General features: G+C 54.3%; 11 protein-coding genes and 1 riboswitch. Of the genes, 8 read left to right on the top strand and 3 right to left on the bottom strand.

The window, feature by feature from the left end:
* Positions 1-185: 185 nt before the first annotated feature.
* The gene (argE, locus tag SIK69_RS17205) at positions 186-1,337 is read right to left on the bottom strand and encodes an acetylornithine deacetylase (protein WP_319629561.1); all 1,152 of its coding nucleotides are present in this window, start codon (positions 1,335-1,337) and stop codon (positions 186-188) included.
* Between the two features lie 88 nt (positions 1,338-1,425).
* On the opposite strand from argE, the gene argC reads away from it, so the two are divergent.
* The 4 genes from argC (at position 1,426) to oxyR (ending at position 5,856) form a co-directional block, all read left to right on the top strand.
* The gene (gene argC, locus SIK69_RS17200; RefSeq protein WP_319629560.1) at positions 1,426-2,430 is read left to right on the top strand and encodes an N-acetyl-gamma-glutamyl-phosphate reductase; all 1,005 of its coding nucleotides are present in this window, start codon (positions 1,426-1,428) and stop codon (positions 2,428-2,430) included.
* Positions 2,431-2,440: 10 nt separating this feature from the next.
* Positions 2,441-3,217 (top strand): acetylglutamate kinase, encoded by a 777-nt coding sequence (argB, locus tag SIK69_RS17195; protein WP_319629559.1) that lies wholly within the window; start codon positions 2,441-2,443, stop codon positions 3,215-3,217.
* A gap of 111 nt (positions 3,218-3,328) precedes the next feature.
* Positions 3,329-4,702, top strand: coding sequence for an argininosuccinate lyase (gene argH, locus SIK69_RS17190; protein ID WP_319629558.1), 1,374 nt, complete (start codon positions 3,329-3,331; stop codon positions 4,700-4,702).
* Positions 4,703-4,938: 236 nt separating this feature from the next.
* A complete protein-coding gene (gene oxyR, locus SIK69_RS17185; protein WP_319629557.1) occupies positions 4,939-5,856 on the top strand; it encodes a DNA-binding transcriptional regulator OxyR in 918 nt (305 codons plus the stop codon).
* Here the strand turns inward: oxyR and sthA are convergent.
* The gene (gene sthA, locus SIK69_RS17180) at positions 5,839-7,239 is read right to left on the bottom strand and encodes a Si-specific NAD(P)(+) transhydrogenase (protein ID WP_319629556.1); all 1,401 of its coding nucleotides are present in this window, start codon (positions 7,237-7,239) and stop codon (positions 5,839-5,841) included. The two genes, oxyR and sthA, sit on opposite strands and share 18 nt — an antisense overlap.
* A gap of 198 nt (positions 7,240-7,437) precedes the next feature.
* Between sthA and fabR the strand changes: the two genes are divergently transcribed.
* Together fabR and SIK69_RS17170 are read left to right on the top strand one after the other, a co-directional pair.
* Positions 7,438-8,073, top strand: a complete 636-nt coding sequence (gene fabR / locus SIK69_RS17175; RefSeq protein ID WP_319629555.1) for an HTH-type transcriptional repressor FabR — start codon at positions 7,438-7,440, stop codon at positions 8,071-8,073.
* A gap of 15 nt (positions 8,074-8,088) precedes the next feature.
* Positions 8,089-8,448 (top strand): YijD family membrane protein, encoded by a 360-nt coding sequence (locus tag SIK69_RS17170; RefSeq protein ID WP_319629554.1) that lies wholly within the window; start codon positions 8,089-8,091, stop codon positions 8,446-8,448.
* A 40-nt stretch (positions 8,449-8,488) separates the two neighbouring features.
* On the opposite strand, the gene trmA is transcribed toward SIK69_RS17170, so the two are convergent.
* A complete protein-coding gene (gene trmA, locus SIK69_RS17165) occupies positions 8,489-9,589 on the bottom strand; it encodes a tRNA (uridine(54)-C5)-methyltransferase TrmA (RefSeq protein WP_319629553.1) in 1,101 nt (366 codons plus the stop codon).
* Positions 9,590-9,704: 115 nt separating this feature from the next.
* A riboswitch (cobalamin riboswitch) is annotated at positions 9,705-9,899 on the top strand.
* 67 nt (positions 9,900-9,966) lie between these two features.
* Here trmA and btuB point away from each other — a divergent pair.
* Together btuB and murI are read left to right on the top strand one after the other, a co-directional pair.
* Entirely contained in the window at positions 9,967-11,814 is a 1,848-nt protein-coding gene (btuB, locus tag SIK69_RS17160; RefSeq protein ID WP_319786626.1) for a TonB-dependent vitamin B12 receptor BtuB, read from the top strand.
* Positions 11,759-12,610 (top strand): glutamate racemase, encoded by an 852-nt coding sequence (murI, locus tag SIK69_RS17155; protein WP_319629551.1) that lies wholly within the window; start codon positions 11,759-11,761, stop codon positions 12,608-12,610. Before btuB ends, murI begins: the two co-directional genes overlap by 56 nt.
* Positions 12,611-12,731: the final 121 nt, after the last annotated feature.

The raw sequence follows: 12,731 nt of genomic DNA, 5'->3' as shown, positions 1-12,731 counted from the left end.
GGTATTTTCTCGTCTTCACTTTATAAAGCCACGTAAAAACCCCTACGTCAATTGTTGCGAAATCGCTTCAGCAAACGAAAAAATGGCGGAAATTTGCCAAATTTAACTCAGCGGCAGTGAGATAAGCGCTGCTTATGGAAATGTGAGGAGAATCACCCTCTCAGGCAGAGAGGGTGGCGGCAGAATTAATGCCAGCAAAAGTGATGGACGACCTGGGTAATTAACTCGCGCGTAGGCTTAATAAAGCGCGTTTCGAGGTATTCGTCTGGCTGATGGGCCTGATTAATTGAGCCAGGACCGAGCACCAGCGTAGGACAGAGGGTCTGAATGTAAGGCGCTTCGGTGCAGTAGTTCACCACTTCCGTTTTTGTACCGAGCAGTTTTTCAACCACCTGCACCAGCTGATGGTCTGGCGGACAGGCATAGCCGGGGATCGGCGGATGCAGGTCAGACACCGTCAGGCGGCCCGGCCATCTTTCACTGATTGGGGCCAGGGCTTCGGTAAGCAGGCCGTTAAGATCGTCCAGCGTCATGCCCGGTAGCGGGCGGATATCCATGTGCAGTTCGCAGCAGGCGCAAATACGGTTGGATGCATCCCCGCCGTGAATGGCACCCAAATTGAGCGTCGGGTAGGGGACGGCGAAGGAATCGTAGTGATAGCGTTCTTTTAGCGAATCTCGCAACTGCATGATGCGCCCGATAGCGTCGTGCATCAGCTCAATGGCATTGACGCCGCGATCCGGATCACTGGAGTGCCCCGATTGGCCGAGCACGCGAATGGCATTGGAAATATGGCCTTTGTGCGCGCGTACTGGTTGCAACGACGTCGGTTCGCCGATGATGGCGCAGTCCGGGCGCAACGAGGTGGATTCAGAGAAGTAACGTGCTCCCGCCATGCTGGTTTCTTCATCGGCGGTGGCCAGAATATACAGCGGCTTTTTCAACTGAGTGACGTCCACATCGCGCAGGGCATCAAGAATAAAGGCGAAGAAACCTTTCATATCGGCGGTACCGAGGCCGTACAGCTTGTTGTCGTGTTCGGTCAGGGTGAAAGGATCCCGCGTCCAGCGCCCATCATCGAACGGCACGGTATCGGTATGGCCGGTTAACAGTAGCCCACCTGCACCTTCTCCGATGCTGGCCAGCAGGTTGAATTTATGGCGGGTGCCCGGCACGGGCTCAATAGCCACTTTAAAGCCGAGAGTAGAGAACCAATCCGCCAGCAGATTGATTAAACCTTCATTACTCTGATCGAGGGATTCTTCGGTGGCGCTGATGGACGGTGTGGCTATCAATGCCCGATAAATCTCGATAAATGGCGGTAAATTGTTTTTCATTGTTGACACACCTTAGGTCGTGATAGTATCAATATTCATGCAGTAATAGTGAATAAAAATACATTATCGTTGAGCATAAAGGAACCCGATGTTGAATACGCTGATTGTAGGCGCAAGCGGTTATGCAGGCGCTGAGCTGGTGAGTTACGTAAATCGTCATCCTCACATGAACATAACCGCTTTGACGGTCTCAGCGCAAAGCAATGATGCCGGAAAGTGTATTTCTGACCTGCATCCGCAGCTGAAAGGCATTGTCGATTTGCCCTTGCAGCCGATGTCCGACATTCGTGAATTTAGTACGGGTGTGGACGTGGTATTCCTCGCGACGGCGCATGAAGTGAGCCATGATTTGGCACCGCAGTTCCTCGAGGCAGGCTGCGTGGTGTTTGACCTTTCCGGCGCGTTCCGCGTTAACGATGCTGATTTTTATCAGAAATACTACGGTTTCACTCACCAGCACCCTGAGCTGCTGGCGCAGGCCGTTTACGGTCTGGCGGAGTGGAGCAGTGACCGCATTAAAGAAGCCAATTTGATTGCCGTGCCGGGTTGTTATCCGACAGCCGCTCAGCTGTCGCTTAAACCATTGATCGATGCCGGGCTGTTAGATCTTTCTCAATGGCCGGTGATCAACGCGACCAGCGGCGTGAGCGGGGCCGGGCGCAAAGCGGCGATATCCAATAGCTTCTGCGAAGTCAGCCTGCAACCGTATGGCGTATTCAATCACCGACATCATCCAGAAATCACCACCCATCTCGGCGCAGAGGTGATTTTTACCCCACATCTGGGTAACTTTAAACGTGGGATTCTGGAAACCATTACCTGTCGCCTGAAACCGGGTGTGACTCGCGACCAGGTGGCCGATATCTTTAATCAGGCTTATGCCAGCAAACCGTTGGTGCGTTTGTATGACACCGGCGTTCCGGCGCTGAAAAATGTGGTCGGTTTGCCGTTCTGCGACATTGGCTTTGCCGTTCAGGGTGAACACCTGATTGTGGTGGCCGCAGAAGATAACCTGCTGAAAGGCGCGGCGGCCCAGGCCGTGCAGTGCGCAAACATTCGTTTTGGCTTTGCCGAAACCCAGTCTCTTCTTTAATGGACACGTGATGATGAATCCTTTAATTATCAAACTCGGTGGTGTGCTGCTGGACAGTGAAGAAGCGCTGGAGCGTCTGTTTACCGCGCTGGTGAACTACCGGGCTGAGCATAAGCGCCCGTTGGTTATCGTTCATGGCGGTGGCTGTGTGGTCGATGAGCTGATGAAACAGCTCAATCTGCCGGTGCAGAAAAAGAACGGCCTGCGTGTGACGCCTGCCGATCAGATTGACATCATTACCGGCGCGCTGGCGGGTACCGCCAATAAAACGCTGCTGGCGTGGGCGAAGAAACATCATATTGCCTCTGTCGGCCTGTACCTCGGTGATGGTGACAGCGTGGAAGTGTCTCAACTGGATGCAGAACTGGGTCACGTCGGTCTGGCGCAGCCGGGCTCGCCGAAGCTTATCAATACGCTGCTGGAAGGCGGTTTCCTGCCGGTAGTGAGCTCCATCGGGGTGACCGAGGAAGGTCGGTTGATGAACGTCAACGCCGACCAGGCGGCGACCGCACTGGCGGCAACGCTCGGTGCAGATTTGATCCTGCTCTCAGACGTGAGCGGTATTCTTGATGGCAAAGGCCAGCGCATTGCCGAAATGACCGCCGCGAAGGCTGAACAGCTGATCGACCAGGGCATCATTACCGATGGCATGATTGTCAAAGTGAATGCGGCGCTGGATGCAGCCCGCACGCTGGGCCGTCCGGTCGATATCGCCTCCTGGCGTCATGCCGAACAACTGCCGTCGCTGTTTAACGGTACGCCAATCGGCACGCGTATTCTGGCTTAAGATTCTATGCCCGGCGGCGGAAGCTTGCCGGGCCTACCTGAGCGTGTAGGCCGGATAAGCGTAGCGCCATCCGGCAATGAAAATTCAAAAGAACGAAGAAGGAAGCATGTTATGGCACTTTGGGGCGGGCGTTTTACTCAGGCAGCGGATCAACGGTTCAAACAGTTCAACGACTCTTTGCGCTTTGACTATCGCCTGGCGGAGCAGGATATCGTTGGCTCTGTGGCCTGGTCGAAAGCGCTGGTGACGGTTAACGTGTTGACCGCGACTGAGCAGCAGCAGCTTGAAGAAGCGCTGAACGTATTGCTTGAAGAAGTGCGGGCCAATCCGCAGCAAATTCTTCAGAGCGATGCGGAAGATATTCATAGCTGGGTGGAAGGTAAGCTTATCGATAAGGTCGGTCAGCTGGGCAAGAAACTGCACACCGGTCGCAGCCGTAACGATCAGGTCGCTACCGATCTGAAACTGTGGTGTAAAGACACCGTTACCGAGCTGCTGAGCGCTAACCGCCAGTTGCAGGGCGCGCTGGTTGAAACCGCGCAGCATAATCAGGATGCGGTCATGCCGGGTTATACCCACCTGCAACGTGCGCAGCCGGTGACTTTTGCGCACTGGTGCCTGGCATATGTCGAAATGCTGGCGCGCGATGAAAGCCGTTTGCAGGATACCTTACGTCGTTTGGACGTCAGCCCTCTGGGCAGCGGTGCGCTGGCCGGGACCGCCTATGAAATCGACCGCGAACAGCTGGCGGGTTGGCTGGGCTTTGCCTCTGCGACCCGTAACAGCCTGGACAGCGTGTCCGACCGTGACCACGTGCTTGAGCTGTTGTCGAATGCGTCTATCGGCATGGTGCATCTGTCGCGTTTCGCCGAAGACCTGATTTTCTTTAATTCCGGTGAGGCGGGCTTCGTTGAACTGTCTGACCGCGTGACGTCCGGTTCCTCCCTGATGCCACAGAAGAAAAACCCGGATGCGCTGGAGCTGATTCGTGGCAAATGTGGCCGGGTGCAGGGCGCATTGACCGGGATGATGATGACCCTGAAAGGTCTGCCGCTGGCGTACAACAAAGATATGCAGGAAGACAAAGAAGGGCTGTTCGATGCGCTCGACACCTGGCTCGACTGCCTGCATATGGCCACGCTGGTGCTGGACGGCATTCAGGTCAAACGTCCGCGTTGTGAAGAAGCGGCGCAGCAGGGTTACGCCAACGCCACTGAGCTGGCAGATTATCTGGTCGCCAAAGGCGTGCCGTTCCGTGAAGCGCACCATATCGTCGGTGAAGCGGTGGTTGAAGCCATTCGCCAGGGTAAACCGCTGGAAGCCCTTGCGCTTGCTGATTTGCAGAAGTTCAGCGCGGTGATTGGGGATGACGTTTATCCGATTCTGTCGCTGCAATCCTGCCTCGATAAGCGGGCCGCTCAGGGCGGCGTGTCGCCGAAACAGGTGGCACAGGCGATTCGCGATGCGCAGGCACGTTTGGGTTAAACCCCGAAAATTGCCGCTTATCCGACTCATAAAGATCAGCCCAACCGCACGTTGGGCTTTTTTATGCCCAAAAAAAAGCGGACCACGGGGTCCGCAAAGTTCACGTTGGCTTCAAGGTTTATTGAGGCACCGCCTCGTTTATGTGGAGTATTATTGACCAGAACCCTTGATAGGGATAATCGTTCGTTGCTATGCTATCTATCGCCATGAACTATCATGGCAATGGAGGATGAATAATGAATATTCGTGATCTTGAATACCTGGTGGCCTTAGCCGAGCATCGTCATTTTCGCCGTGCGGCGGATTCCTGCCACGTCAGCCAACCGACGTTAAGTGGCCAAATTCGCAAGCTGGAAGATGAGCTGGGTGTAATGCTGCTGGAGCGCACCAGTCGTAAAGTGCTGTTCACGCAGGCAGGATTACTGCTGGTGGATCAGGCACGTACCGTGCTGCGCGAGGTCAAAGTGCTCAGGGAGATGGCAAGCCAGCAGGGCGAAGCAATGTCCGGTCCGTTGCACATTGGCCTGATCCCGACCGTAGGCCCTTATCTGCTTCCGCAGATTATCCCTATCCTGCACCAGACGTTCCCTAAACTCGAAATGTATCTGCATGAAGCGCAGACCCATCAACTGCTGGCTCAACTCGACAGCGGTAAGCTCGACTGTGCCATTTTGGCACTGGTGAAAGAGAGTGAAGCCTTTATCGAGGTGCCGCTGTTTGATGAGCCGATGATGCTGGCCATTTACGAGGACCATCCGTGGGCTAACCGCGACCGCGTGCCGATGTCTGATTTGGCCGGGGAAAAACTGCTGATGCTGGAAGACGGCCACTGCCTCCGCGATCAGGCGATGGGCTTCTGTTTTGAGGCTGGGGCGGATGAAGATACGCATTTCCGCGCCACCAGTCTGGAAACGTTGCGCAATATGGTGGCCGCAGGCAGCGGCATCACACTGTTACCGGCGCTGGCTGTACCACCGGAGCGTAAACGAGACGGTGTCGTTTACCTGCCGTGCATTAAGCCGGAGCCGCGTCGTACCGTCGGTCTGGTTTATCGTCCAGGATCACCACTGCGCAGCCGCTACGAGCAGTTGGCGGAGGCCATCCGTACGCAGATGGATGGCCATTTCGACAAAACGTTAAAACAGGCGGTTTAAGCCGTTCAGGGCGGCGACCCGATAGGCTTCTGCCATTGTCGGGTAGTTAAAGGTGGTGTTAACGAAGTACTCAATGGTGTTACCGCCACCTTTTTGCTCCATTATCGCCTGGCCGATGTGAATGATTTCGGCCGCGCGCTCGCCAAAGCAGTGGATCCCCAAAATCTCCTTGGTTTCCCGATGGAACAGGATCTTCAGCGTTCCCACGTTCATCCCGACGATTTGCGCCCGCGCGAGGTGCTTAAACTGCGCACGTCCCACTTCGTACGGCACTTTCATCGCCGTCAACTGCTGTTCGGTTTTGCCGACTGAGCTGATTTCCGGAATGGTGTAGATCCCGGTTGGGATGTCTTCAATCAGGTGGGCGGTAGCTTCACCCTTGACCATCGCCTGTGCCGCAATTCGGCCCTGATCGTAGGCCGCTGAAGCAAGACTTGGATAACCGATAACATCGCCCACGGCATAGATATGCGGAATGGCAGTCTGGTACATGCTGTTTACTTTTAGCTGACCGCGGCTGTCGGTTTGCAGACCAATGTTTTCCAGCGCCAGACTGTCGGTGTTCCCGGTACGTCCGTTGGCAAACAGCAGGCAGTCGGCTTTGAGCTTTTTGCCAGATTTCAGGTGCATGATCACGCCGTCATCCATGCCTTCAATCTTCTCGTACTCCTCGTTGTGGCGAATAACGACGCCGCTGTTCCAGAAGTGATACGAAAGAGAGTCTGACATTTCCTGATCGAGGAACGCCAGCAGGCGATCGCGGGTGTTGATCAAATCCACTTTGACCTCCATTCCGCGGAAGATCGACGCATATTCGCAGCCAATGACCCCTGCGCCATAGATAATCACGTGGCGTGGTTCATGATGGAGGCTGAGGATCGAGTCGCTGTCGTACACGCGCGGGTGTGAGAAGTCGACGTTGTCCGGGCGATAGGGGCGAGAGCCGCAGGCGATGACAAATTTCTCCGCCGTTACCGTTTCGACCGAACCGTCATGACACTCCAGCGCGAGGGTGTGCTCGTCAATAAAATGGGCATCGCCCTGCAGAATTTCACAGTGATTACGCTCGTAGAATCCCTGGCGCATGCGCGTCTGCTGGTTAATCACGCTATCGGCATGATTAAGAATATCGGCGAATGAGGAACGGAGAAGTCGGGTGTGGTCGCTGTAGAGAGGATTCTGGTTGAATTCAATAATGCGGCTGACGGCGTGGCGAAGTGCTTTCGATGGGATGGTGCCCCAGTGGGTACATCCGCCACCGACGTTGTGATAACGCTCGATAACGGCGACACGGGCACCGAGCTTAACCAGCCCCATTGCAGCGCCTTCGCCGCCCGGGCCAGAACCAATTACTATTGCATCATAATCGTAGGTGTGTGGCATGGTAAGGCTTACCTGTTCTTATACATAAAAGCAACAGAATAGTAACATCATTGCCTGCTTAACCCAATTATCGTTGTGCTTTTTTCGCGCGGGAGAGCACAAACCGCCCGTAAACAATCATTCACAAAGCGTCTGAAACAGATTAGTTTTAATCTCTGGTATAGTGCCGAGCTAGGCAGATGGAAGGATTCAGACATCGTGATAGGCGTCAGAGCGCTACAAAAAGAAAAAACCCGGCGTTCGCTGGTGGAAGCGGCATTCAGTCAACTGAGTGCCGAACGAAGTTTTGCCAGCCTCAGCCTGCGCGAAGTGGCGCGCGAGGCAGGAATTGCGCCGACGTCTTTCTATCGTCATTTTCGCGATGTGGATGAACTCGGCTTAACCATGGTCGATGAAAGCGGATTGATGCTGCGCCAGCTGATGCGTCAGGCACGTCAGCGTATCGCCAAAGGTGGCAGTGTTATTCGCACTTCGGTGTCCACATTCATGGAATTTATCGGTAATAACCCTAACGCCTTCCGTTTATTACTACGTGAACGTTCTGGTACGTCCGCGGCGTTTCGTGCCGCCGTGGCGCGTGAAATTCAGCACTTTATTGCGGAACTTGCTGACTATCTGGAAATCGAAAACCACATGCCGCGCGCCTTTACTGAAGCACAGGCTGAAGCGATGGTGACCATTGTGTTCAGCGCGGGCGCAGAAGCGTTGGATGTCGGCCCTGAACAGCGTCGACAATTAGAAGAGCGACTGGTACTGCAGCTGCGGATGATTTCCAAAGGTGCTTATTACTGGTATCGCCGTGAACAAGAGAAGATGACCCACCATTCCGAATAACGTGAAGGACGAGCAATGAAACAGACAGGTCAAGACAGAGGTACGTTGTTGCTGGCGCTGATCGCCGGTTTATCCATTAACGGAACATTTGCGGCACTTTTCAGTTCGATTGTCCCCTTTTCAGTGTTCCCGCTGATCGCGCTGGTTTTGACGATTTATTGTCTGCATCAACGTTACCAAAATCGCACCATGCCTGTGGGGCTGCCAGGCCTTGCGGCGGCTTGCTTTATTCTGGGTGTGTTGCTTTACAGTACAGTGGTTCGCGCGGAATACCCGGATATCGGCTCTAACTTCTTCCCGGCGGTCCTGTCAGTTGTGATGGTGTTCTGGATTGGTTACCGGATGCGTAACCGTAAAGCGGAACTTTCGGAATAACAGCCGCAGCCCTCTCTGGCGAGAGGGCTTTAAGGCAGAGTTACTTCTTCGTCAGCCAGACCCCACACTCCATATGATGGGTGTACGGGAACTGGTCGAACAGCGCCAGACGTTCAACCTTATGCGTCTGGCCTAAAGTTTCCAGATTCTTGCACAACGTTTCCGGATTACAGGAAATGTACAGAATACGCGGGTACGCCTGCACCATCTTCTCGGTTTCGCTGTCCAGCCCGCTGCGCGGAGGATCGACGAAAATCGTTTCGCACTGATAGCTCTTTAGAGAAATCCCCTGTAAACGGTTGAACTCCCGTACGCCGTTCATCGCCTGGGTAAATTCTTCCGCTGACATACGGATTATCTGCACGTTATCAATGTGGTTCGCCGCGATGTTGTATTGCGCCGCCGCCACGGACGGTTTGGCGATTTCGGTGGCCAGCACGCGGTCGAAGTTACGCGCCAGTGCCAGAGAGAAGTTACCGTTACCGCAGTACAGCTCCAGCAAATCCCCTTTTGAATTTTCGGTTGCCGCCAGCGCCCACTCCAGCATCTGCACATTCATCGCCGCGTTCGGCTGCGTGAAGCTGTTTTCTACCTGACGATAGATCATTTCACGCCCGCCAACGGGCAGACGTTCGTCGATAAAATCCTGATCCAATGCGATTTTGGTTTTCGTCGCCCGGCCAATTAAATGCACGTTCAGGTTCGCGGCGCGCAGCGCATCACGCAGCCGGGTGGCAGCGACCTGCCATTCTTCGTCCAGTTTCTTATGATAAAGCAGAGAAACGATGGCCTGATTGCTGACGGTGCTCAGGTAATCAATCTGGAACAGCTTGTGTCGCAGAACTTTCTCATCCCTAACGCCATCCAGCACGGCTTTCATCAGCGCATTAATTAATTCACTGGCCGCCGGGAACGTATCGACGCGGATACGCTGCTTGGTTTCCTGATCGAAAATGATGTGATAGAGGTCATCGCCGTCATGCCAAATGCGGAATTCGGCGCGCATCCGGTAGTGGCTAACAGGCGAGCGGAACACCTCCGGAGCCGGGGCATTGTGTGGCGCCATCATACTTTGCAGGCGGACGACTTTCTCCGCCAGTTGGGCCTCGTACTGTTCTGTCGGCAGGTGTTCGGGGGTCATGATGCTTCCTGAAAGATAAAAATTACGCGGCGATTGTAGGGAATGCTCACAGGATGTCCAGCCCTTGATGGCCAGGGCGAGATGATTAGCAGTCTGGACATCTGCATGTTACTGAATGTAGCATCCTGTTTCCGGTCTTGTGAGTTAAAAGGGAATCCAGTGCAAATCTGGAGCTGACGCGCAGCGGTAAAGTAAGGCGAAATGAGAGCGTAAGCAGACACTGCCAACAGGTGGGAAGTCATCGTTTCATTGCCCCGATCCCATTCGGGGGCCTTCTAGCCCGAAGACCTGCCGGAGTACGTCGCAACGGATCCTCATCATCGCGAGCTACTGATGAGACCAGCGGCATCCTTCATATTTATTGGATGCTTTTTACAATGATAAAAAAAGCTTCGCTGCTGACGGCGCTCTCCGTCACAGCTTTTTCTGGCTGGGCGCAGGACAGCGGCTCAGACACGATGGTCGTTACCGCAAATCGTTTTCAACAACCTCTAAATACCGTTATGGCACCGGTCACCGTGGTGACGCGCGAGGATATCGATCGCTGGCAATCGACTTCCGTCACCGACGTGATGCGTCGTTTGCCCGGCGTGGATATTGCGCAGAACGGTGGCATGGGGCAAAGCTCTTCTTTATTTATTCGTGGGACTAACTCCAGCCATGTGCTGATTCTGGTCGATGGTGTTCGTCTTAATCAGGCGGGTGTCAGTGGTTCTTCCGATCTTAGCCAGTTCCCAGTGAGCCTGGTTCAGCGTATCGAATATATCCGCGGGCCACGCTCGGCGGTTTATGGCTCAGATGCGATTGGCGGCGTGGTCAACATTATTACCACCCGCGCGAAGGATGGGACGACGCTAAATGCCGGGGTTGGGTCCAACGGATACCAGAGCTACAACGCCAGTACGCAGCAGAAACTTGGGGATAATACCCGTGTGACGTTGGCCGGAGACTACACCTATACCAAAGGCTTCGACGTGGTGGCGGACGGGAATACGGGTGGACAGCCGCAGACGGACCGTGATGGCTTTATGAGTAAAACGCTATACGGTGCGCTGGAGCATAATTTCTCTGATGAGTGGAGTGCATTTGTCCGTGGCTACGGCTACGACAACCGTACGGCCTACGATAACTCTCCTTATATGGGCGTGCTAGTCGACACTCGCCAACTTTATAGCCAGACCTGGGATGCGGGCGTTCGCTTTAACAATGACATCTTCCATTCGCAGCTGACCTCGAGCTACAGCCACAGTAAAGACTATAACTACGATCCGAATCTGGGCCGCTATGACTCTACGGCGACGCTGGACGAGGTCAAACAGTACAACCTGCAGTGGGCGAACTCTGTGGATGTCGGCCACGGTAACATTGGCGCAGGCGTTGACTGGCAAAAGCAAAGCACCGAGCCGGGAACCAACTATGTGTCCAATGGTTACGATATCCGTAACACTGGTCTGTTTCTGACGGCATTACAACAGTTCGGTCAATTTACTTTTGAAGGCGCGGTGCGCGGCGACGATAACTCGCAGTTTGGCGATCATGGCACCTGGCAGAGCAGCGCTGCCTGGGAATTTATCGACGGCTATCGCTTCGTGGCGTCCTACGGAACGGCGTTTAAAGCGCCGAACCTGGGTCAGCTATACGGTTTCTATGGCAACGAAAATCTCGACCCAGAAGAGAGTAAGCAGTGGGAAGGGGCCTTCGAGGGCTTAACGGCGGGCGTGAACTGGCGTCTATCTGGCTATCGTAACGATGTCGATAATCTTATCGATTATGACTACAACCAGAACCAGTACTACAACGTGGGCAAAGCACGCATCAAAGGCATTGAGGCAACCGCGTCGTTCGACACCGGTCCGTTAGCCCACACCCTCAGCTATGATTATCTCGATGCCCGTAACGCGCAGACCAATGAGTTGCTGGCACGACGTGCCAAGCAGCAGGTGAAATATCAGCTGGACTGGCAGGTGTATGACTTTGACTGGTCAGTGACGTATCAATATCTGGGTACTCGCTATGATAAAAAGTTTGACCCAGTCACCTATGCATCTGAAAACGTGAAGATGGGCGGTGTGAGCGTGTGGGATCTCGCCGTTTCATATCCGGTCACCTCTCACCTGACAGTTCGTGGTAAAATCGCCAACCTGTTCGATAAAGACTACGAGACAGTTTATGGCTACGAAACTGCAGGACGGGAGTACAACTTGTCTGGCAGCTACACCTTCTGATCCACGTCCCACCGTCCTGGTGTTTGATTCCGGGGTCGGTGGGTTGTCGGTTTACGATGAGATTCGGCACCTGCTGCCGGATCTTCATTACATCTACGCTTTCGATAACGTCGCCTTTCCTTATGGGGAAAAGAGCGAAGACTTCATTGTGGACCGTGTGCTTGAAATCGTCACCGCTGTCCAGGCGCGTTATCCCCTTGCGCTGGCGGTGATCGCCTGCAACACCGCAAGTACCGTTTCACTCCCTGGTCTGCGTGAAAAGTTCGCGTTTCCCGTGGTGGGTGTGGTTCCGGCTATCAAACCGGCGGCACGCCTGACGGCAAACGGCGTGGTAGGGCTGCTGGCAACGCGCGGTACGGTAAAGCGTCCTTATACGCGTGAACTGATCGATCGCTTTGCCAATGAATGTCAGATTGAGATGCTGGGCTCGGCGGAGCTGGTGGTTCTGGCTGAAGCGAAGCTGCATGGCGAGCCAGTCCCACTGGACGAGCTGCGCCGCATCCTGCGTCCGTGGCTGAGAATGCCTGAGCCGCCAGATACCGTAGTGCTGGGATGTACGCACTTCCCTTTATTACAAGACGAACTGCTGGAAGTCCTGCCGGAAGGCACTCGATTGATTGATTCTGGTGCGGCAATTGCGCGACGTACCGCCTGGTTGCTCGAACATGAAGCCCCAGATGCAAAATCGTCAGAATCGAATATCGCCTTCTGTATGGCATTGACGCCGGAAACTGAACAACTTTTGCCCGTTTTGCAGCGTTATGGCTTCGAAAGGCTCGAAAAACTGGCTGTTTAGTAGTCATTTGAGTAAAAAAGAGACGGTTGAAAAGTTTTTTGCAAACAGGGCTTGTCAACGTCTCAGAACTCCCTATAATGCGCCTCCACTGACACGGAACAACGGCAAGCAAGCCGCCGGG

It is taken from the genome of Scandinavium lactucae (assembly GCF_033843265.1).
Lineage (GTDB): Bacteria > Pseudomonadota > Gammaproteobacteria > Enterobacterales > Enterobacteriaceae > Scandinavium > Scandinavium lactucae.
The sequence above is the reverse complement of the archived record's forward strand: the minus strand, read 5'-3'. Positions and strand labels throughout refer to the sequence as shown.

Bases quoted from the DNA above. Each gene is read 5' to 3' on its own strand.
- argE (WP_319629561.1), bottom strand. From the start codon at position 1,337: ATGAAAAACAATTTACCGCCATTTATCGAGATTTATCGGGCATTGATA.
- argC (WP_319629560.1), top strand. From the start codon at position 1,426: ATGTTGAATACGCTGATTGTAGGCGCAAGCGGTTATGCAGGCGCTGAG.
- argB (WP_319629559.1), top strand. From the start codon at position 2,441: ATGATGAATCCTTTAATTATCAAACTCGGTGGTGTGCTGCTGGACAGT.
- argH (WP_319629558.1), top strand. From the start codon at position 3,329: ATGGCACTTTGGGGCGGGCGTTTTACTCAGGCAGCGGATCAACGGTTC.
- oxyR (WP_319629557.1), top strand. From the start codon at position 4,939: ATGAATATTCGTGATCTTGAATACCTGGTGGCCTTAGCCGAGCATCGT.
- sthA (WP_319629556.1), bottom strand. From the start codon at position 7,239: ATGCCACACACCTACGATTATGATGCAATAGTAATTGGTTCTGGCCCG.
- SIK69_RS17170 (WP_319629554.1), top strand. From the start codon at position 8,089: ATGAAACAGACAGGTCAAGACAGAGGTACGTTGTTGCTGGCGCTGATC.
- trmA (WP_319629553.1), bottom strand. From the start codon at position 9,589: ATGACCCCCGAACACCTGCCGACAGAACAGTACGAGGCCCAACTGGCG.
- btuB (WP_319786626.1), top strand. From the start codon at position 9,967: ATGATAAAAAAAGCTTCGCTGCTGACGGCGCTCTCCGTCACAGCTTTT.
- murI (WP_319629551.1), top strand. From the start codon at position 11,759: ATGGCTACGAAACTGCAGGACGGGAGTACAACTTGTCTGGCAGCTACA.